This window comes from Stenotrophomonas sp. 22DLJC03 (genome assembly GCF_056861405.1).
The window spans coordinates 772,217-790,310 of the sequence record NZ_JBSPUG010000002.1 but is presented as its reverse complement, the minus strand read 5'-3'; the positions used below and the strand labels follow the sequence as shown (position 1 = coordinate 790,310).

The window sequence follows — 18,094 nt, the reverse complement described above, 5'->3', positions numbered from 1 at the left end:
TCCTGAAGGGTTTACTGCGAAGGGAAACACCAAGGGAGGAACGGTCACTACACGCCTGCTGCCGCCGAGGGCCTCCCAGCCCACTCTGCGGCGACGTGTCCATGCTGGTCTGCGCCGATGACAGGCCGCTTAAGAAACCTGTGGAAGATCGAAAAAAGGTGTGGAGGATTGTGTGGAGAATCGAAAGCGTCCCGCGCTGCGCGCTCGCCGGGCATGGCCCGGTGCTACCCGTGATGGGCGTCGCGCATCACTGCACCAATTGGTTCATTTCCATGATCGGCATCAGCACCGCCAGCACGATCGTCAACACCACGCCGCCCATCACCAGGATCATCGTCGGCTCCAGCAACGCAGTCAGTGCCATCGCGCGACGCTCGATCTCGCGCGAGATCGTCTGCGCGGCGCGATCCAGCAGAGGCGCCAGCGAACCGGTCTTCTCGCCACTGGCCACCAGGTGCACCAGGATCGGCGGATACACCTTCTGCACCTTCAGCGCAGAGCCAAGCGCGGCACCTTCGCGCACTCGCGCGGACACATCATCTGCACAACGCGCCAGCAACGCATTGCCCAGGGTCTGCCGGGCAGCTTCAAGCGCACGCAGCAGCGGCACGCCAGCATCCAGCAGGATCGCCAATGTCGAGGCGAAGCGCGCACTGTTCACGCCCAGCACGAAGCGCCCGACCATCGGCACCCGCAGCAGCATCGCGTCCCATCGCAGGCGCAGCTCGGGCTTGCGCAGGGCCAACCGCCAGGCCACCACCAGCGCAGCGATGCCCAGCCCCGCCCACACGCCCCAGCTGCGTACGAACGCGCTGGCGGCCAGCATCACTTGCGTGAGCATCGGCAGCGTCTGCCGCGCCTGTACGAACGCAGTCACGACCTGCGGCACCACGTAGCTGAGCAGGAAGATCACGATCGCCACCGATACCAGGCTGATCGCCGCTGGATAGATGAAGGCGGTCAGTACCTTGGCCTGCAGCGCATTGCGTTCTTCGATGTAGTCGGCCAGGCGCTCCATCACCCGTGCCAGATCGCCGGAGTCTTCGCCTGCTCCTACCAGCGCCCGATAGATCGGCGGAAAATCGCGTGGCCGCGCTGCCAGCGCCACGGTCAGGCGCTGGCCGGCGCGCACGTCGGCGCGTACCGCGGTGAGCGCCTGCGCAACATGGGGGCGTTCGGCCTGCTCGATCACCGCACTCAATGCGCCTTCCAACGGCAGGCTGGCTGCCAGCAGGCTGGCCAGCTGGCGCGTAGCCCAGGCCAGCTCGCTGGCAGACAGCCGGCGAGCGCCCCAGCCACTGCCGGCAATGCGCGCGGCGCTTACCTGCACAGGGGTCAGCCCGCGCCCGCGCAACAGCTGGCGCGCACCGCGCGGGCTGTCGGCATCCAACTGCCCCTTCTCGATGCGGCCCTGCGCGTTGGCAGCCTGGTAGTCGAACAGTGCCATGCAGGCCTCAATCGTCGCCGGTAACGCGCAGGATCTCTTCCAGCGTGGTCACCCCGCTGTCGACCCAGCGCTGGCCATCCTGCCGCAACGTGCGCATGCCGGCACGCCGTGCCGCCTCGCGCAGCGGGGGCTCACCCTGCCCTTCATGGATCAACGCGCGTACCCGGTCATCGACCACGAACAGTTCGTGGATACCTGTTCGCCCGCGATAGCCGCTGTTGGCGCAGGCCGCGCAGCCCACTGCAAGCCACACGGTACGGCCCTCGTCGTCCACCTCGGCGCGCCGGCACTGCGTGCACAGCCGCCGCACCAGCCGCTGCGCCAGCACGCCGCGCAGCGACGAGGCCAGCAGGAACGGTTCCACGCCCATGTCGGCCAGGCGGGTCACCGCCGAGATCGCGTCGTTGGTGTGCAGGGAGGCCAGTACGCCATGGCCGGTCAGCGACGACTGCACGGCAATCTGCGCGGTCTCGAGATCGCGGATCTCACCGATCATGATGGTGTCCGGATCCTGGCGCAGGATCGCACGCAACGCGGTACCGAAACTCATGCCGATGCGCGCGTTGACCTGGATCTGGCCGATACCAGCGAAGTCGTACTCCACCGGGTCTTCCACGGTGAGGATGTTGCTGGTGCTGCTGTCGAGCTGGCCCAGCGCCGCGTACAGCGAGGTGGTCTTGCCGCTGCCGGTCGGCCCGGTGACCAGCACGATGCCGTGCGGCTGCCGGATCAATCCGGTGAACGTGGCCAGGGTGTCATCGGCCATGCCCAGGCGCTGCAGCTGCAGGCGCCCGGCATCCTTCTCCAGCAGTCGCAGCACGGCGCGCTCGCCATGCCCGGTCGGCACGGTGGAGACGCGGATGTCCAGCGGCCGCCCACCCACGCGGATCGCGATGCGCCCGTCCTGCGGCAGGCGCTTCTCGGCAATGTCCAGGTGCGCCATGATCTTGATGCGCGATACCAGCGCCGCGTGCAGTGCGCGCCGCGGCTGCACCATGTCGCGCAGGGTGCCGTCCACCCGGTAGCGCACCACCGAGTGGGTCTCGAACGGCTCGATGTGCAGATCGCTGGCGCCATCGCGTGCGGCCTGTGCCAGCAGCGCGTTGATCATGCGGATCACCGGTGCATCGTCCTGCGCATCCAGCAGATCGGTGACCTCCGGCATGTCCTGCATCAGCCGGTCCAGATCCACTTCACTTTCAGCAGCCCCGACCACGGCAGCGGCATCGCCGCCATCACGGTACTGCTCACCCAACCGCTGCTGCCAGGTCGCAGCATCCAGCGCCTGGAACGGCAGCGGACCATGCCGGCGCCGCAGTTCTGCCACGGCCCACGCCGCAGTTTCGGCGGTGCCCAGCAACACGGGTTCGCCGCTGGCCTCGGACAGCATCACGCCATGGCTGCGCACCCAGGCATACGGCAGCGGTGCGGCGGCGCTCACGGCCCGATCACCAGTTCCGGCGTGTAGCCCAGCCCGCGCAGCTGCTGCAGTGCCGGGTCCAGCGTCGCCGGATCGCGTGGCAATCGCACGCGCAGGCGTTGCCCGCTCTCGCCGGGCGCCGCTTCGGCATAGGCCTGCAGGCCCAGTGCACGCACCTGCGCCACGCCCTGGCTGGCACGCGCCGGGTCCAGCCCCTGTGCGAACTGCACCAGCTGGGCATCGCCCTCACCGGCCGGATACAACGCCGCCAGGCTGGTGTTCTGCAGCGGCTGGCCCTGTCCATCGCGCGCATTGCCCTGGCCGAGCACAGACAGGTCCTGAGGTGGCAGCTGCGGCGCCGACAGCGCCGGCAATGCCCAGCTCTGCACCGGCTGCGCGCCGGCCTGTGCATTGCGCATGTAGTCGTAGCGGTCGCGGGTCAGGCGCTGGCCGGCAGCCGGGTCACGCACCACGTGCGGGCGCAGGAACACCATCAGGTTGGTCTTGGCGCGCTTGCGGGTGTCACTGCGGAACAGTGCGCCCAGCACTGGAATCTTGCCCAGGCCCGGCACCGCATCACGGCCATGACTGACGCTGTCTTCCAGCAGCCCACCGAGCACCATGATCTGGCCATCGTCCAGCAGCACGCTGGTATCCAGGGCGCGTTTGTTGGTGATGATGCCGGCCGTGCTGTTCGCACTCTGCGCGTCGATGCTGCTGACTTCCTGGTAGATGTCCAGCTTTACCGTGCCGCCCTCGGAGATCTGCGGGCGCACCCGCAGCTTCAGGCCCACGTCCTCGCGCACGATGGTCTGGAACGGGTTGTTGCTGCCGCCACCACCGTCGGTCACGTAGCGGCCGCTGACAAACGGTACGGTCTGGCCGACCATGATGCTGGCCGCTTCGTTGTCCAGCGTCATCAGGTTCGGCGTGGACAGGATGTTGACACCGCCCTTGCTCTGCAGCGCGTTGGCCAGCGCCTTCATGTTGAGGATCTGACCGACGCCGGGCAGGTTGATGGTGCCGTCGATCACGCCGATCTTCAGGCCGTCCTTGGGCAGCACGTCCAGAGTGGTGCGCGCGGCGGTGTTCAGGCCGCTGCCGCCGGTTGTACCACCGAAATGGGTGCCGCCGAAGGTGCGGCCATTACCCAACATCCACTGCACGCCCAGCTCGGCCGCGTCGGTCTGGTTGACTTCCACGATCAGGCTTTCCACCAGCACCTGTGCACGGCGCTGGTCGAGCTGGTCGATCACCCGCCGCAGGTTGCGGTACACCGGCTCGGGCGCCGAGATCAGCAGCGTGTTGGTCGCCACGTCGGCCTGCACCGAGATGCCGTTCTGGCTGAAACCGGTACTGCCAGCGTCGATTGGATCACGGCGATTCGGATCCAGCCGTTGTGATTCCAGTGCATTGCCACCGGTCTTGGCCTGCTGGGGCTGCGATGGCTGCGCCGGCGTGGCGCGGTTGGCGTCGCCGGGCAGCGGCGTGACGCCTTCGTTGCTGCCCATTGCCGGTGCATCGCTCTGCCCGGCCACCACACCGCGCAGCACACCGGCCAGCTGGTTGGCCTGGGCATTGCGCAGGTAGACCACATGCAGATTGCCGGACTCGTCCTGCGCCTTGTCCAGCTTCTCCACCAGCTGCCGCGCCAGGCGGGTACGGCCGGGGCTGCTGGAGCGCAGCAGCACGCTGTTGCTGCGCGGGTCGGCCATCACCACCACCTTCTGGCTGGGTTCGGCACCCTGCGCATCCAGCAGCGGCGCGACCATCGCCGCCACGTCGACAGCGATGCCCTGCTGCAGCTTGACCACGTCGGTGTCCATGCCTGCCGGTGTGTCCACGCTGGAAATCACCCGCGCGATGCGTTCCAGGTTGTCGGCGTAGTCGGTGATCACCAGGGTGTTGTTGCCCGGGTTGGCAGTGATCGGATTGTCCGGGCTGATCATCGGCCGCAGCACCGCTACCAGCGCGGCGGCATTCTCGTAGCGCAGCGCGAAGGTGCGCGTGGCCACCTCGCCGCCGGCCCCGCCGGCGCCCACACGGCCACCGAGCAGCTTGGCGTCGGCCTGCGGCACCACCCGGCTGACACCGCCGCTCTCGACCACAGCAAAGCCACGCATGCGCAGTGCGCCCAGCAGCAACTGGTACGCCTGGGTACGGCTGACCGGGCCATCAGAGACCACGGTCATCTTGCCGGTCACCCGCGGGTCGACCAGGAACTGGCGACCGGTGAAGCGCGCCGCCATGCGCAGTACACCACCGATATCGGTCTCCACCAGATTCAACTGCACCGGCTCATCCCGGGCGTCCTGCGCCAGCACCGGCGCCGGAACGTGGGCCATGCCCACCACCAGGGCCAGCGCGGTGCTGCAGGCAAGGCTGCGCATCACCCTCATGGATGGTCACCCACGGTGGGTACCATCACGATGTCTCCGGAAATCCGTGCCGCCGGCATGTTCGCGTCCCCTGTGCGTGTCAATTGCAGCTGCTGCAGTTCGATGGCCGGATCGGCCAGCACGGGCAGCAGCCAGTTCCACAGCGCGTCAGCGGGCACCGCCTGCACCTGCAGGTGCCAGCGCCCGTCGCGTGCGTCGATATGCAGTCCGTCGGCGAGGCCGGCGGTCTTGATCTGTCCGCGCAGCCCAGCCAGCGTCGGCTGATGCCCCTGCGCCAGTTGCTGGCGTTCGCGGGCATGCAGCAGCGGCGCCAATACGCGCGCCTGCGCCTGCAGCCGTGGCAGTTCGGCCTGCCAATGCGTGCGCTGCTTCAGCAGTGGCTCCAGCCACAACATCCACAGACCCGCCGCCAGCAGCGCCACCACCATCACCCACAGCATCAGCCGGTCGCGCGGCGGCAGGCGCTGCCAGCGCTGCTGCAGGCCGGCCAGACCTTCGCCCAGGCGCAGCGTCCTGGCAGTCACTGCCCGCCCCCGCTCACGCGCAGGCGTCCGCCCGCGTCCCGCACCAGTTGCAGACCCTGCGCCTGTACGGCCTGCTGCCATTGCTCCAGCCGTTGTGCGTCATCGGCCAATATCCGTGCGTTGTCATCCAGCTCCAGTTCCAGCTGGCCCGGCGTGTAATGCAGACCACGCACCTGACCCCCCAGCTCGGGCACTGCCTGCAGAATGGTGGCGACCTGCCGCTGCACCGGTGGCAACGGCGGCGCCGACAACGGCACCGCCAGCGCGCGCCGCGCCTGTAGTACCGGGTCCACCACATCGGTGATCTCCGGGAAGCGCGCACTGAACTGCCGCGCCATGTCCTGCTGCAGCGCCTCGCCCTCGCTGCGCCAGCGCGAGACCTGCAGCTGCAGGCCCAGCGCCGCCAGCACCAGCGCCGCCACTGCCAGGCCGATTGCCAACCGCGGTGCCTGCCTGCTGCGACCCGGCAGTGGCAACGACCACGCTGGCAGGGGGCCGCACGCCTGCAGTTCATGCGCGACCACGGTTGCCGGCAGACTCTCCGGCCACGCCGACGGCACGCTGTCGATCCATTGCACGGCCTGCACCCCGGATTGCTGCAGGCGCGCCGCGAGCGACTGCAGCACCGCCCCCACGTCGCGCCCACCGCACCACTGCACAAAGCCACGATCGCGCCCGCTGCGCACCAGCAGGTGCTCGCCGCAGGCCTGCAGCGTGGCCTGGGCCTCCTTCCACGGCAGCAGCAGCGGCGTCGGGTACAGCGCCTGCAGCTGCAGGCCGCACGACGCCAGCAGATGCTGCGCCTGCATGATCGCCTGCTGCCCGAGCCAGGCCACCGGCACGCTGCCATCGGCCGCCTGGGCACCATGCGCCAGCGCGACCTCCTGCAGGTCATCCAGCAGCATCGCCTCCACTTCACCCTGCAGCGCGGCCTGCAGCCTGCGGCCCGACAGCGGCGGCAGCTGCAGCTCCAGCAGGATCAGATCCTGCGGGTCGAGGCAGGCCAACACCCCTGCCTGCGGATGACGCTGACCCAGCACGGCCAATGCGTCGCGGCCCTTGGCCAGCACCACACCCTTGTGCAACTGCGCCCACTCAACCGCACTGTCGGCATGCAGGCGCTCCAGCGCCGGCAGGCGCACCCTCAGCTGCACGCTCATGCACCGATCCTCGTCCACACACGCTGCACGCGCACACTGTCGTCGCGGTACTCGCGCCAGATCAGCGCGCGGAAGTCGACCACACTGCCATCGGCCTGCACCTGGCCGACGGCGAGGAACCACTCGCTATGGATGCCAAGCGGTACCAACGCCATCTGCGCGTTGCTCAGTTGAAGCCGATTGGCGATGTCGCCGCGGTTGAGCAGCCAATGGCCACCATCGCGCTCACCAAGCAGCGCCTGCAGACGCCCGGGCTCGACACTGGGTACGACCGCCTGCAGGACGCTGAGATCGCTGGTGTTGGCGTTGACCAGAGTCTGCGCAGGCAGCACCACGGTGCGCCGTGCCAACGCCTGCACGGCCATTGGATCGGAACCCGCGAAGGCCTGCTCGATCAGTGATTCACGCGGCAGCGGGGCCTGCGCCTGGACATCGCCATCGCGCAGGCGCGCCTGGATGTGGTCCGCCGCCGACGCACAGGCACCCTGCCCCAGGCCCTGCCCGGAGCACAACGCGATGAACGCGCGCCGCGCTTCCGGGTCCGGCTTGCCGTAGGCCAGCAGGTTGCGCAGGTTGAACATGGACTGCGCATCGACCAGCTGCAGCTGCACTGGCAACGGCGCCTGCAGCTGCAATGGCCGCGCCCAGCGCCCGTTGCTGACCGTGGTCAACTGTTCCCGCACGTCCTCACGCAACTGCTGCGCGGCACGCTCCAGCGTGGCATCCACGGCCATGCGCACCTGTGCGCGCAGCTGGTCGCCACGCAGCGCGCGCAGCTGCGCCGACTGCCGGGTCAGCAGCGCGGTGGCGATCACGGCCACCAACGCCACCACCAGCATCGCCACGATCACCGCCATGCCGCGCTGGCGGGCGCACGAAACCGAACACTTCCGGGCTGCCATCGGCGCGCCTCAGAGCTGCCAGGAACCGATGTCCGCGTTCCCGGCGTCACCGCCGGGCTTGCTGTCCGCGCCCAGCGAGAACACATCGATGTCGCCATGGGTGCCGGGAATCTGGTACTGGTACGGGTGACCCCACGGATCATTCGGCAGCCGGTCCAGGTACGGCGTGACCGGCATCGTGCCGCTGCCCTGTGGCGGCTTCACCAGTGCCTGCAGGCCCTGCTCGGCACTGGGGTAGCGGCCATTGTCCAGCTTGAACAGCTTCAAGGCCTGCATCAGCGCGGCGATATCCTGGCGCGCCGCAACCACGCGCGCCTGGTCCGGGCGATCCATCAAACGCGGCACGATCAATGCGGCAAGGATGCCGATGATCACTACCACCACCATGATCTCGATCAGGCTGAAACCCTGCTGCCGAGCCCTGCGACTACCCACCTGCCTTGCCATTGTTCCGCCCTCATCATCCTGGAAGAGACCGCTGCGCCATGGTCAGCGGTGCATGTGTCAGTACGATAAACATCCGCCTGCTATTCGCTGCGGCTGTGCCTGCAGCGGTGCAGCACGTACCGCTGGCGCACACGCCGCTTCAAGCAACGGAGATGGAAGGCTGCCCAGCGTGCCGTCGATACAGGCCCGCAGCAGTGGATGTGCGCAGGCCTGCAACAGGCGTACGCACTGCATCGGCGACCAGGCCGTGCCGTGGTCGAGGCCGATGAACTGCCGGTAGGCCTGGTGGTAGCGCAGGTCGTCGTACACGCGCTGCGCGCTGTTCAGGCCGCGCATCACCACCAGCAATGCCGCGCGTTGCAGCACGCGTACATCACCGGCCTCAAGCGGCAGCAGCGCCGCCGCACATTCGGGCCAGGGCCGCAGTTGTGGGTCGAGCGCCCTGCGCAATGCCAGCAGCGGATGCGACGAACTGTCCAGTGCAGCCCAGCGCGCGGCGTCGGCCCAGGCGTCGCTGGACAGCACCCAGACCCATGAATGCCCGTAGCGCTGCACGTTCAATGGTGCATGCCGCGCCTGTTCCAGCGACTGGCTCAGGTGGCGATCCAGTTCCAGCATGTTGATCCTGCGACTGTCTGCCATCAGCGCCGCCTGTGCTCCGCGACGCGTGGTGCGTCGTACTCTGGAGAAGACGTCGACAAGGCAGGTGAAGCGACAACGCGAATGCATCTCTGTGCACTGGGTGGCGCTTCATCCGCAGCTTCACAGCAACGTCATCCGCCTGCAGGTTTCGCCGTCCAGCCGTGGTGCGTCGCCACCGCATCTCCGCGCCAGCACCGCCACGTCGCTGCGCTGCGCGAACGCTGCCAGCACATCGGTCATGCCTGCGTCATCCAGCCATGACGCCATCGCGACACGCAGCGCTGGCAGCTGCCAGCCGTCCATCACGCCATGGCCGCCGGCCACGAACCAGTGCCACAGGCGCTGCTGCTGAACCTGCTCGTGCAGCTGCGGAAGATCATCGATGCCATGCATGTGCGCCAGCAGCAGCGCACGGGCGATCGCCGCCGGCGGCAACACGCCACTTTCGGGCAACGGCACAGCCTGCTGTTGCAGGCGCAGCAGCATCGCCAACGGGTGGGACTGCGGATCGAACTCCAGCAGCACTGCTTGTTGTTGCCAGTGCGCATCGGACACCACGCACACCCAGGGCGATCCATAGCGATGCACCATCAACGGCCGCCGCTGCGTGGTTTCCAGCAACGCCGACAGGTTGCGACGCAGATCCAGCACACCGATGGTCTCGTTGCGCATCCTTGGCTTCTCCTTGCTTGCAACAGCCCCGCGCGGCGCGCACGGGCAGCGTCTTCATCTAACCAAGGACGGCAATGCCACCCGGAAAGCGACGCAGATCCAGTGACATCGTCAGTCGCAGCTGCTCCAGCGCTGCATCGGGATCATCGATGCGGAAGCGGCCGCTGACTGGCGCGCGGGCCAATGCTGATTCGCCCAGTATTACCTTGCCACGGCGATAGCGGTTGATCTCGTCCACCACCTCGTGCAGCGGCGCGCGGCGAAACACCAGCATGCCTTCGGTCCAGGCGCTCACGTCCGAGGCCACGGCCTCAGCCACCACGCCACTGAGGCGCTCGTCGTACTGGGTCTGCTGGCCCGCCTGCAGCTGCAGCCGGCCCTGCGGATGCTCGATGCGGGCGCTGCCATGCAGGCAGGTCACCCGCACCTGGCCATGGGTGTTGCGTACGTCGAGGCGCACCGCACCTTCATCAGCGATCACGCAGCCCGGTCCAGCGAACAATGCAAGGCGCAGGCCAGGCTGGGTTTCGATCGCGGCCTGGCCTTGTACGAGCTCGAAGCCTTCGCCCTGCGCGTCCGCACGACGGCGCAGGCTGCTCTGGGTGTCCAGCTCGATCTTCAGCTGTGGCGAAGGCGCGATCTGCAGCCGCTCACCGGTGCCGGTATGGAAGTCGGCCGCCATCGCCGTCACCGATGGCCACAGCCCCAGCGGTGGGCGGATCGCCGCCACCACTACCAGACTCGCCGGGGCGGCAATCGCTGCACCGAGGAAGGCACGACGGCTCCAGCGCTGCGCCGGACTCGCGGCAATTGGCTGGCGCGCAGCGGCGGGCAGCTGCTCGCCGGCCAGGCGCACCTGCTCCCATTGCCGGCGCGCACGGCCGAATGCTTCACGATGGAGAGGATCGGCCTCGCACCACGCCCGGAACCTGCGCCCGTCGGCGGCGGTGGCTTCGCCCGAGGTCAGGCGCACCACCCACGCGTGGGCCTGACGCTCGACGGCATCCAGCGGGCGTTGCGGGCGATCGTCAGGATCCATGGGGGCTCATGCCGGACCCGCACGCTGCGGGGTTCTGCTCGGCGTCAAAGTGTAGACGGATGCCGCCGCTCAGAACCGCACCTGGCGCCCCTGCCCACTGCGCTCGGCCAGGTAGTCCTGGGCCGCCTTCAGTTCACGCTGCACCAGCCGCAGCGACACGCCGAGGTGATCGGCCACATCACGCTGCTGCAGGCCATCAACGCGGATCGCCAGCAGGATGCGGCGGCGGCGCTCAGGCATGCGCTGCAGCAGGCCGACCATGTCCTCCAGCGCGAACTCGAGCTCGGCGGCCTGTGCCGGGCCCGGGCCTGGATCGGCCATGTCCATCAATGTATCCACTTCTTCCAGGCTCAGCAGGCGATGATCGGCCCGCTGGCGATCGATCACCGTGTTCATCGCCATGCGCAACAGGTAGGCCGCCGGGTTCTGCACCGCGTCCAGACGATCCCGGCGCGCGCTCAGCCGCATCCAGGTGTCCTGCAGCGCGTCACCGGCCAGTTCTTCCGAGCCGAGCTTGCGCACCAGCCGGCGCTTCAGCTCGTCGTAGGCCCCCAGAAGGTGGTCCATCAGGTCTACTGCCCCAGCCGTACCGTTGCTCATGTTCGAATCCTTGAAGTCATGGAAGGGGCGAGCGCCGGCCACAGTCGTGGTCGGTACCGGAAGGTCGGATCTGCAGCGTTACCGGCTGCGGCAGCGCAGCGGCCTCGGCCGCCAGCACCAGGCCCTGCAACGCCTGCAACAGGCGTGCATCGCGGCGGGCGCTGCCACTGCCTGAGAGCATCTCGGGCGCATGCACCTGGCCCTCGCTGTCGACGTGGAAGCGCAGCGTCGCGGCATAGCGGCCGGGCGCGATCTCGGGGTCGTCACAGAACGCCGCACGCAGGCGCTGCTGCAGCCCGCCGTAGCGACGCCGACGCTCGGCCTCGGGAAGGCCGGTGCCAACACCGGGTTCGGCGACCGAGGGCGTGCCCCGGCGCAGCACCACGCGCTGCTCACCGATCATCTCGGCCTCGATGCCCGTGTCCTGCAGCAGCGCCTGCAACGCGGGGAGTGGCGGCAGGTTGGCCCTCAGCGCGTGGCTGCTGCGCCCGGCGGCAAGGTCACCCGGGTACATCACCGACCACCCACTGATGACACTGAAGCGTTCGACCGCCTGTTCCAGCGGCTGCGCAGGGATGTCGTAGGCATGAACACCATCCTGCCCGGCAGCGGCAAAGGACAGCAGCAGCCATGCGGCGATGGCCACCTTCCAAGTTCTGACCGCATGGTGTCCATTCAGCCCCCTGACGTAGAACACATGACCCTCGGCAGCGACAGCAGCTGCAGTGGACGCGCGCCACGACCGGAACCCCGGCCCGCGCGCGACCAGCAAGCGGGCTCAAACCGTACCGGTGCCAGATGTCATTGCGATGACTGCTGCCTCCGACCAACGTCGGGCCGGGCTCCAAGAAGCCAGTCACGCATCAGGCATCAATGAATTGAACAGACATTTTCATCTGCTTCATCTGCTCCTGGGGTCAGAGCCCGTTGCGCAGCAACGGGATCCGACCCCGAAAGATCGCGGGGAACTGTCGAAGGCGGGGTGGGTCCGGTTGCAGGGGTGTCCGCGGCATGGATGCCGCGGCCAAGCCCCCATGGGTGAGGGCGCTTTGCTTGCGAAGCACTGCTTCGCAAGCGCCCGAACGCCCAGCCGCCAGCGGTTGGGCCGGCCTGGGGGTTTACGGCGTCCCCTGCAACCGGACCCGCCCCGCCATCCCACGGAATACACGCTGTTGCTTCGGCTGTTGCTTCTGAGGTTGCCGGCCAGCGACCGGCACTACCGCGGGTGCCGGGTGCAACCCGGCCGGGAACCACCCATTCCTCAAAGCGGCAGCTGGGTGGTCTGCTTGATCCGCTGCATCGGAATCTCGGTCTTGGTGTTCTGCACCCCGGCAATCCGGTTCAGGTGCTGCATCTGGAACTGCCGGTAGGCATCAAGATCGGCCACCGCCACCCGCAGCAGGAAGTCGCAGTCACCCGCCATCAGATGGCATTCAAGCACTTCCGGGAAAGACTTGATGCTGTTGATGAAGTGATTGGTGGTGTCCTCGTCCTGTCCGCGCAGCCACACCCGCACGAACACCGTAAAACCACGGCCCACCTTGGCCTCGTTCAACAAGGCCACGTAGCGGTCGATGTAGCCGCCCTCCTCCAGCAATCGCACCCGGCGCAGGCAGGCCGAGGGCGAAAGGCCCACCTGCCGTGCCAGCTCCAGGTTCTGCAGGCGGCCGTCACGCTGCAGGGCGTCGAGGATGCGGCGATCGAGGTTGTCGAGCTGGTACTGCATTGGATTTCACCTTTGGCGACCTTGGCCGCATGGAATCTCAATATTCCCGAATCGGATGGCATCAACGCAACCCGATTTCGCGATTGGGCCGCTAGCATGGGCCACCCCCACCTCGTTGTGCCGTTCCATGGACGCCCGTACCACCCTCCCCCTGCCCGACACCTGCGATACCGCGCCGCGTGCCGAATTCCTGCGCGGCCTTCGCGCTGCCGTGCCGGTGATGATCGGCTTCATTCCGTTCGCCCTGGTGCTCGGCGCCCAGGCCGCACAGAAGGGCCTGAGCGCACTGGAAGTGCCGCTGATGACCGGCCTCAACTTCGCCGGTGGCTCGGAATTCGCCGCCGTCGAACTGTGGAGCTCGCCGCCGCACATCGCGCTGATCGTGGCGATCACCGCGCTGGTCAACAGCCGCCACCTGCTGATGGGCGCCAGCCTGGCCCCGTTGCTGCAGCACCTGCCGCGCCGCCGCGTGCTGCCGGCCCTGTTCTTCATGTGCGACGAAAGCTGGGCGATGGGCGTGGCCGACGCCCGCCGCCGTGCGCTCGGCTTCAGCCTTTCCTACTACCTGGGCGTCTCGGCCGGCCTGTACACGGTCTGGGTGGCCTGTACGGCACTCGGCGCGATCGTCGGCCCGATGCTGGGCGACATCCACGCTTATGGTTTCGACATGGCCTTCCCCGCCGTGTTCCTGGTGCTGCTGCGCGGCATGTGGCAGGGCATGAAAGCGGCGCGTCCGTGGCTGGTCAGCCTGGTGGTGGCCGCGGCCACCTACCTGCTGATCCCGGGCGCATGGTACGTGGCCAGCGGCGCATTGGCCGGCCTGGCGGCAGCCTGGCTGCTGGCGGAGGACGCGGCATGATCTTCAACGGACTGATCCACTGGACCTCGGTGCTGACCATCGTGCTGATGGCCGCTGCCACCTACCTGACCCGCATCGTCGGCTTCCTCGCGCTGCGCAACCGCACGTTGAGCAAGCGCGCGGTGACAGTGATGGAAGCCGCGCCGGGCTGCGTGCTGATCTCGGTGATCGCCCCGGACTTCGTCGCCGACAAGCCGGCTGACCTCGCCGCGCTGGCGATCACCCTGCTGGCCGCCACGCGGTTGTCGATGCTGCCGACAGTACTGATCGGCGTGGTCTCAGCGGGTGTGCTGCGCTATCTGATGGGCTGACGCAGAAGCGCCTCCACCACGTGGTGCGGCTGGAGACACAAGTGTCGCCATTGGCACGACCTGTGCATTTGTCTGGCGCGTCAAATGTGGCTCCGAACCAACTACTGGAGGTATTTGAAACAATTCCGATTGCCTGATCGAGCCTGAGCCGATACGGATTGACTGCCGAAACAGCAGGTTGAGCTGATCGGTCAATCGAAGTCCAACATGGAGGATACCAATGAGCAATCTACGATTTATCGTGGCAGCTGTCGGTATCACCCTCACCTCTACTGGCTGCGGGCCAATGGAGTGGCAGTTGAGCGCATCGTGCGAAGAAACCAAGAAGTGCCGGATGGAAGGCAGGATTGGAGGCAAGATCGGCGGAGGCGAACGCGACGGCCTACCTTGGTTCGAGCGGATTCTGCTGGCGTCGACATCAGAAGTACCAGACGCCGCGCAGTTCGAAATCGACGTCTCGGGTTCATCCATAGCCTTCCCGGCCAATGGGTCTGTAACCCTGCTGCTGTTTGATGGCCGGCAAGGAGCCACCATCGCCGCCAAGCAGTTCCAATGGCATCGAACAGGAACCATCCTCCGGCTTGTCGATCCGGATGGAGTGAACGCATGGGCCGCAGCTTCGTCCGGTCCTGCGACCGAGTTGAGGTACGACCTCGCAACATTCGATGTAAATGCAGCCCCCGGACCAAACACCATCGCGGCGGCCTCACGATACGGCGGAGCCACCAAGGCGGCCTCAGTCTCGGACTTTCAAGTCTGTACGAAGTATCCATCGCCGTATCAATGCGGGCTGACCCCCTGATGCAGCGCCGTCAGTCCAGGCGTGCCCAACCGGGCCTCCCCCTCGGGCTCTATGCTGGGCTGGCGGCAATCCTTCTGGCCACAAGTGCGTGCCAATCCATCCAGCTGCCTCCCCGAAACCTGGTCAGTACCGATGGAGGGTATGCCACCCTGCTGCGAGGCCCTTCCTCACATCTGAAGATCAGCACAGTGTCGATGCTTCCCGGCCCGGAAAGCTCGGAGTTCCCCAATCGGTCCATCGAGTGCGGGTGGTCATCCGTCGCAACTCGAGTTCTCTGGGCAGATCGAGCGCTTTCGGCCATGCAGGCGTCACGGCTCTGCGATGCCGCCGCACGATCCGCTGGACTGCCGCTCCAGGCCAATGGGCAGGAACGGACGCCTATGCGCTATCAGTTGACGATCGTAAGTGACGGAGGCGGCATCTGGCGACAGCTGCCGGGACCAGAGCCGCCGGGCCAGATGGTCAGCTTCTGGTTTCCCTCCGGTCCCGACACCGACTCGCTGCGCAGGCGCGTGATCGCCACCACCGCCCATGAGTTCCAGCATATCGCCACCGCATTGGCAGGACAGCATCGGCGCGGCGGGCAGCGGGAGCAAGACGCCTATCTGGCAGGCGCATGCGCCCAGCTGATGATCGAAGGCGCCGTTGCACGTGCGGATCTGCCTGGCGGACACGATCCGCGAGCTGATCCGTTTCTGCCATCGGCAGCCAGGCGCTCCGCGCATGCAGGCAGTACGACCGGGGGAGCGCTGCTGCAGTTCTTCGGTGACGCGGACACCTTGCACATCAATGAGGGAGGCCGCCACCTGATGCGGCATTGCCACGAGACGATCGGCTTTTCCCTGCAGCAGTGAACGCTCCCTGCGACACCCGGTCGCAGGCCATCCCGCCACCCGCTTGATCAATGTCAAACCGCCCGCCGCCGCGCGGGCGTATCTCTATGCGGGAACCCAATACGCCGGCGTCACCGGCATCCAAAGGACCTGCGATGAGCTACACCCCCGACAACGCCCAGCTGCTGAATGCCATGCAGAACGTCATGGTGATCTCCACCACCGACCTGCAGGGCAACATCACCTACGCCAACGACCTGTTCTGCACGCTCACCGGGTTCGCGCGCGAGGAACTTATCGGCCAGCCGCACAGCATCGTGCGCCATCCTGATGTGCCCAAGGCGGTCTACAAGGACATGTGGGACACCATCAAAGCCGGCAAAACCTGGACCGGCATCGTGCCCAACCTTGGCAAGGGTGGCGTGCTCTACGTGGTCGACACCACCGTGCAGCCGCTGTTCGACGCCGACGGCAACATCACCTCGTACATCAGCATCCGCCGCGTGGTGAACGACCTGATGCAGAACTACGACCTGGTCGAGTTCAGCAAGGAAAAGTTCGACGACTTCTACGAGGCCGCGTGAACGCTCTCCCGACCAGTACGCCCTTCAGCCGCCTGCTGGTGGGTTTCGCGTCCGAGTCGGGCAATGCCCGCGCCCTGGCCCAGCGCCTGGGCGCGGACCTGCAGCCGCACGCGCCGCAGGTGCTCCCGTTCAACGATATCGACGTGGCCAGCCTCGGCCACGGCGATGTGCTGCTGGCGATCTCCAGCTCGTTCGGTGACGGCGAACCGCCGGCCAACGGCGAACAGTTCTTTGAAACCCTGCGCCAGACTCCGACACTGAGCGGCCTGCGCTATGCGGTGTTCGGCCTCGGTGACACCGGCTACCCCAGCTTCTGCGGCTTCACCAAGGCGCTGGATGCCGCGCTGAGCGATCGCCAGGCGCAGCCGCTGCTGCACCGCGTGGATGCCGACCTGGGCTACGAGCAGTTCTTCCAGCAATGGCGGCCGGTGCTGGGCCAGGTGCTGGATGGCGACGCGAACGCTGGCCAGGACCTGCACCTGCAGGTCACTGCCTATGGCGAAGACAATGCCTTTGCCGCCCCCATTCTCGAACGCCGCCGCTTGAACAGCAGCGATCCGGCTGCCTGGCACCTGCAACTGGACATTGCCGGCAGTGGCATGGCCTACCGCGCCGGCGACACCCTGCACGTGGTACCCGAGAACGACCCTGCCCTGCTGCAGGCATTGACCACCTGGTACGGCGACACCGCCGCTGTGGCTGCGCTGCATGATCGGGAGCTGCGCCTGCTGAGCAAGGGCGTGCTGCGCGAACTGGCCAAGCTCGGTGGCAGCGACGTACTGAAGGGCCTGTTGAAGGTCAGCCAGAAGCGCGAGCTGGAAGCCTACCTGCACGGCCTGGACCTGCTGGACATACTGCAGGACCACGCCACCCCGGACAGCATCCCGCTGGCCCGCCTTCGCGAGCTGCTGTCACCACGCCTGCCGCGTTCCTATTCCATCGCCTCGCACCCGTATCACGACCAGCTGAGCCTGTGCGTGCGCGAAGTGCGCTACACCCTGCGCGGTCGCGAGCGCTTCGGCACTGCCACCGGCAGTCTGCTGCACGGCGGCGATACCGCTCGGGTGTACTGCCGTTCCAATCCCGGCTTCCATCTGACCGACGCGGGCGATGCACCGCTGCTGCTGGTCGGCACCGGCACCGGCATCGCACCGTTGATGGGCCTGATGCAGGAACTGCAGGCCAACGCCTGCGAACGCGAGGTGCACCTCGTGTTCGGCGAGAAGCACAGCCAGCACGATTACCTGTACCGCGAACAGCTGCAGGACTGGCGCGCGCGCGGTGTGCTGGCCGGCCTGCATACCGCGTTCTCGCGCGATGGCGCCGAAAAGGTCTATGTGCAGCATGTGCTGCAGCAGCGCGCCGACGAAGTGCGCGATGTGCTGGCCCGTGGCGGGCATCTGTACCTGTGCGGCAACAAGAGCCACCTGGAAGGTGCGGTGCGCGAGGCCATCGATGCGATCGGTGGCGAGGGGCACTGGGACACGCTGCGATGTGAAGGCCGCACGCACTGCGAGCTGTATTGATCCATTCCACTGGATTGCCCGAACGCTGGATTGGTAGAGCCGGCCGCTGGCCGGCTGCTCCGGAATTCGTGGTTGCCGGCCAGCGGCCGGCACTACCATCAGCTGTAGACAACCATCGCCTGTGCGTCGCGGAACCTCTGGACCGGTAGAGCCGGCCGCTGGCCGGCTGCTCCGGATTCCATGGTTGCCGGTCAGCGGCCG

At 67.2% G+C, this 18,094-nt stretch carries 19 protein-coding genes; 6 read left to right on the top strand and 13 right to left on the bottom strand.

The window, feature by feature from the left end; all coding sequences use genetic code 11:
• Positions 1–247 precede the first annotated feature (247 nt).
• From gspF to AC13GA_RS09500, 13 genes are all read right to left on the bottom strand, one after another.
• Positions 248–1,447, bottom strand: a complete 1,200-nt coding sequence (gene gspF / locus AC13GA_RS09560) for a type II secretion system inner membrane protein GspF (protein WP_482997961.1) — start codon at positions 1,445–1,447, stop codon at positions 248–250.
• Between the two features lie 7 nt (positions 1,448–1,454).
• Positions 1,455–2,888, bottom strand: a complete 1,434-nt coding sequence (gene gspE / locus AC13GA_RS09555; RefSeq protein WP_136637913.1) for a type II secretion system ATPase GspE — start codon at positions 2,886–2,888, stop codon at positions 1,455–1,457.
• Positions 2,885–5,266, bottom strand: coding sequence for a type II secretion system secretin GspD (gspD, locus tag AC13GA_RS09550; RefSeq protein ID WP_482997960.1), 2,382 nt, complete (start codon positions 5,264–5,266; stop codon positions 2,885–2,887). The genes gspE and gspD overlap by 4 nt, the downstream gene beginning before the upstream one ends.
• Positions 5,263–5,790, bottom strand: a complete 528-nt coding sequence (gene gspM / locus AC13GA_RS09545; RefSeq protein ID WP_136637911.1) for a type II secretion system protein M — start codon at positions 5,788–5,790, stop codon at positions 5,263–5,265. The genes gspD and gspM overlap by 4 nt, the downstream gene beginning before the upstream one ends.
• Positions 5,787–6,950 carry a type II secretion system protein GspL gene (gene gspL / locus AC13GA_RS09540; protein WP_482997959.1) on the bottom strand — a complete coding sequence of 388 codons (1,164 nt, stop codon included), beginning with the start codon at positions 6,948–6,950 and terminating at the stop codon, positions 5,787–5,789. The genes gspM and gspL overlap by 4 nt, the downstream gene beginning before the upstream one ends.
• Positions 6,947–7,852: a type II secretion system minor pseudopilin GspK gene (gene gspK, locus AC13GA_RS09535; RefSeq protein ID WP_482997958.1), complete on the bottom strand. Its 906-nt coding sequence runs from the start codon at positions 7,850–7,852 to the stop codon at positions 6,947–6,949. Before gspK ends, gspL begins: the two co-directional genes overlap by 4 nt.
• Positions 7,853–7,861: 9 nt before the next feature.
• On the bottom strand, positions 7,862–8,299 hold the full coding sequence (gene gspG, locus AC13GA_RS09530) for a type II secretion system major pseudopilin GspG (RefSeq protein WP_482997957.1): 438 nt from the start codon (positions 8,297–8,299) through the stop codon (positions 7,862–7,864).
• A gap of 57 nt (positions 8,300–8,356) precedes the next feature.
• A complete protein-coding gene (locus AC13GA_RS09525; RefSeq protein ID WP_136637907.1) occupies positions 8,357–8,941 on the bottom strand; it encodes a hypothetical protein in 585 nt (194 codons plus the stop codon).
• A 120-nt stretch (positions 8,942–9,061) separates the two neighbouring features.
• On the bottom strand, positions 9,062–9,613 hold the full coding sequence (locus AC13GA_RS09520; RefSeq protein ID WP_295381342.1) for a hypothetical protein: 552 nt from the start codon (positions 9,611–9,613) through the stop codon (positions 9,062–9,064).
• Positions 9,614–9,671: 58 nt separating this feature from the next.
• Positions 9,672–10,652, bottom strand: coding sequence for a FecR family protein (locus tag AC13GA_RS09515; RefSeq protein WP_482997956.1), 981 nt, complete (start codon positions 10,650–10,652; stop codon positions 9,672–9,674).
• A 69-nt stretch (positions 10,653–10,721) separates the two neighbouring features.
• On the bottom strand, positions 10,722–11,252 hold the full coding sequence (locus AC13GA_RS09510) for an RNA polymerase sigma factor (protein WP_006370838.1): 531 nt from the start codon (positions 11,250–11,252) through the stop codon (positions 10,722–10,724).
• Between the two features lie 16 nt (positions 11,253–11,268).
• Positions 11,269–11,949: an STN domain-containing protein gene (locus AC13GA_RS09505; protein WP_317233316.1), complete on the bottom strand. Its 681-nt coding sequence runs from the start codon at positions 11,947–11,949 to the stop codon at positions 11,269–11,271.
• 564 nt (positions 11,950–12,513) lie between these two features.
• Positions 12,514–12,978: an Lrp/AsnC family transcriptional regulator gene (locus AC13GA_RS09500; RefSeq protein WP_005409896.1), complete on the bottom strand. Its 465-nt coding sequence runs from the start codon at positions 12,976–12,978 to the stop codon at positions 12,514–12,516.
• 127 nt (positions 12,979–13,105) lie between these two features.
• Here AC13GA_RS09500 and AC13GA_RS09495 point away from each other — a divergent pair, with 127 nt between their 5' ends.
• The 6 genes from AC13GA_RS09495 to AC13GA_RS09470 all read left to right on the top strand — a co-directional run bounded on the left by AC13GA_RS09495 (position 13,106) and on the right by AC13GA_RS09470 (position 17,893).
• Positions 13,106–13,837, top strand: coding sequence for an AzlC family ABC transporter permease (locus AC13GA_RS09495; RefSeq protein WP_136637903.1), 732 nt, complete (start codon positions 13,106–13,108; stop codon positions 13,835–13,837).
• Positions 13,834–14,148 (top strand): AzlD family protein, encoded by a 315-nt coding sequence (locus AC13GA_RS09490; protein WP_005409898.1) that lies wholly within the window; start codon positions 13,834–13,836, stop codon positions 14,146–14,148. Before AC13GA_RS09495 ends, AC13GA_RS09490 begins: the two co-directional genes overlap by 4 nt.
• Positions 14,149–14,368: 220 nt before the next feature.
• Entirely contained in the window at positions 14,369–14,950 is a 582-nt protein-coding gene (locus AC13GA_RS09485) for a hypothetical protein (RefSeq protein ID WP_136637902.1), read from the top strand.
• Positions 14,951–15,330: 380 nt separating this feature from the next.
• Positions 15,331–15,804, top strand: coding sequence for a hypothetical protein (locus AC13GA_RS09480; protein ID WP_482997955.1), 474 nt, complete (start codon positions 15,331–15,333; stop codon positions 15,802–15,804).
• Between the two features lie 134 nt (positions 15,805–15,938).
• The gene (locus AC13GA_RS09475) at positions 15,939–16,367 is read left to right on the top strand and encodes a PAS domain-containing protein (RefSeq protein ID WP_005409905.1); all 429 of its coding nucleotides are present in this window, start codon (positions 15,939–15,941) and stop codon (positions 16,365–16,367) included.
• On the top strand, positions 16,364–17,893 hold the full coding sequence (locus tag AC13GA_RS09470; RefSeq protein ID WP_482997954.1) for a diflavin oxidoreductase: 1,530 nt from the start codon (positions 16,364–16,366) through the stop codon (positions 17,891–17,893). The genes AC13GA_RS09475 and AC13GA_RS09470 overlap by 4 nt, the downstream gene beginning before the upstream one ends.
• The last annotated feature ends 201 nt before the right edge of the window (positions 17,894–18,094 follow it).

Excerpts from the sequence above, each read along its gene's own strand:
- gspF (WP_482997961.1), bottom strand. The coding sequence starts at position 1,447 with ATGGCACTGTTCGACTACCAGGCTGCCAACGCGCAGGGCCGCATCGAG.
- gspD (WP_482997960.1), bottom strand. The coding sequence starts at position 5,266 with ATGAGGGTGATGCGCAGCCTTGCCTGCAGCACCGCGCTGGCCCTGGTG.
- gspL (WP_482997959.1), bottom strand. The coding sequence starts at position 6,950 with ATGAGCGTGCAGCTGAGGGTGCGCCTGCCGGCGCTGGAGCGCCTGCAT.
- gspK (WP_482997958.1), bottom strand. The coding sequence starts at position 7,852 with ATGGCAGCCCGGAAGTGTTCGGTTTCGTGCGCCCGCCAGCGCGGCATG.
- gspG (WP_482997957.1), bottom strand. The coding sequence starts at position 8,299 with ATGGCAAGGCAGGTGGGTAGTCGCAGGGCTCGGCAGCAGGGTTTCAGC.
- AC13GA_RS09525 (WP_136637907.1), bottom strand. The coding sequence starts at position 8,941 with ATGGCAGACAGTCGCAGGATCAACATGCTGGAACTGGATCGCCACCTG.
- AC13GA_RS09520 (WP_295381342.1), bottom strand. The coding sequence starts at position 9,613 with ATGCGCAACGAGACCATCGGTGTGCTGGATCTGCGTCGCAACCTGTCG.
- AC13GA_RS09515 (WP_482997956.1), bottom strand. The coding sequence starts at position 10,652 with ATGGATCCTGACGATCGCCCGCAACGCCCGCTGGATGCCGTCGAGCGT.
- AC13GA_RS09510 (WP_006370838.1), bottom strand. The coding sequence starts at position 11,252 with ATGAGCAACGGTACGGCTGGGGCAGTAGACCTGATGGACCACCTTCTG.
- AC13GA_RS09500 (WP_005409896.1), bottom strand. The coding sequence starts at position 12,978 with ATGCAGTACCAGCTCGACAACCTCGATCGCCGCATCCTCGACGCCCTG.
- AC13GA_RS09495 (WP_136637903.1), top strand. The coding sequence starts at position 13,106 with ATGGACGCCCGTACCACCCTCCCCCTGCCCGACACCTGCGATACCGCG.
- AC13GA_RS09490 (WP_005409898.1), top strand. The coding sequence starts at position 13,834 with ATGATCTTCAACGGACTGATCCACTGGACCTCGGTGCTGACCATCGTG.
- AC13GA_RS09485 (WP_136637902.1), top strand. The coding sequence starts at position 14,369 with ATGAGCAATCTACGATTTATCGTGGCAGCTGTCGGTATCACCCTCACC.
- AC13GA_RS09480 (WP_482997955.1), top strand. The coding sequence starts at position 15,331 with ATGCGCTATCAGTTGACGATCGTAAGTGACGGAGGCGGCATCTGGCGA.
- AC13GA_RS09475 (WP_005409905.1), top strand. The coding sequence starts at position 15,939 with ATGAGCTACACCCCCGACAACGCCCAGCTGCTGAATGCCATGCAGAAC.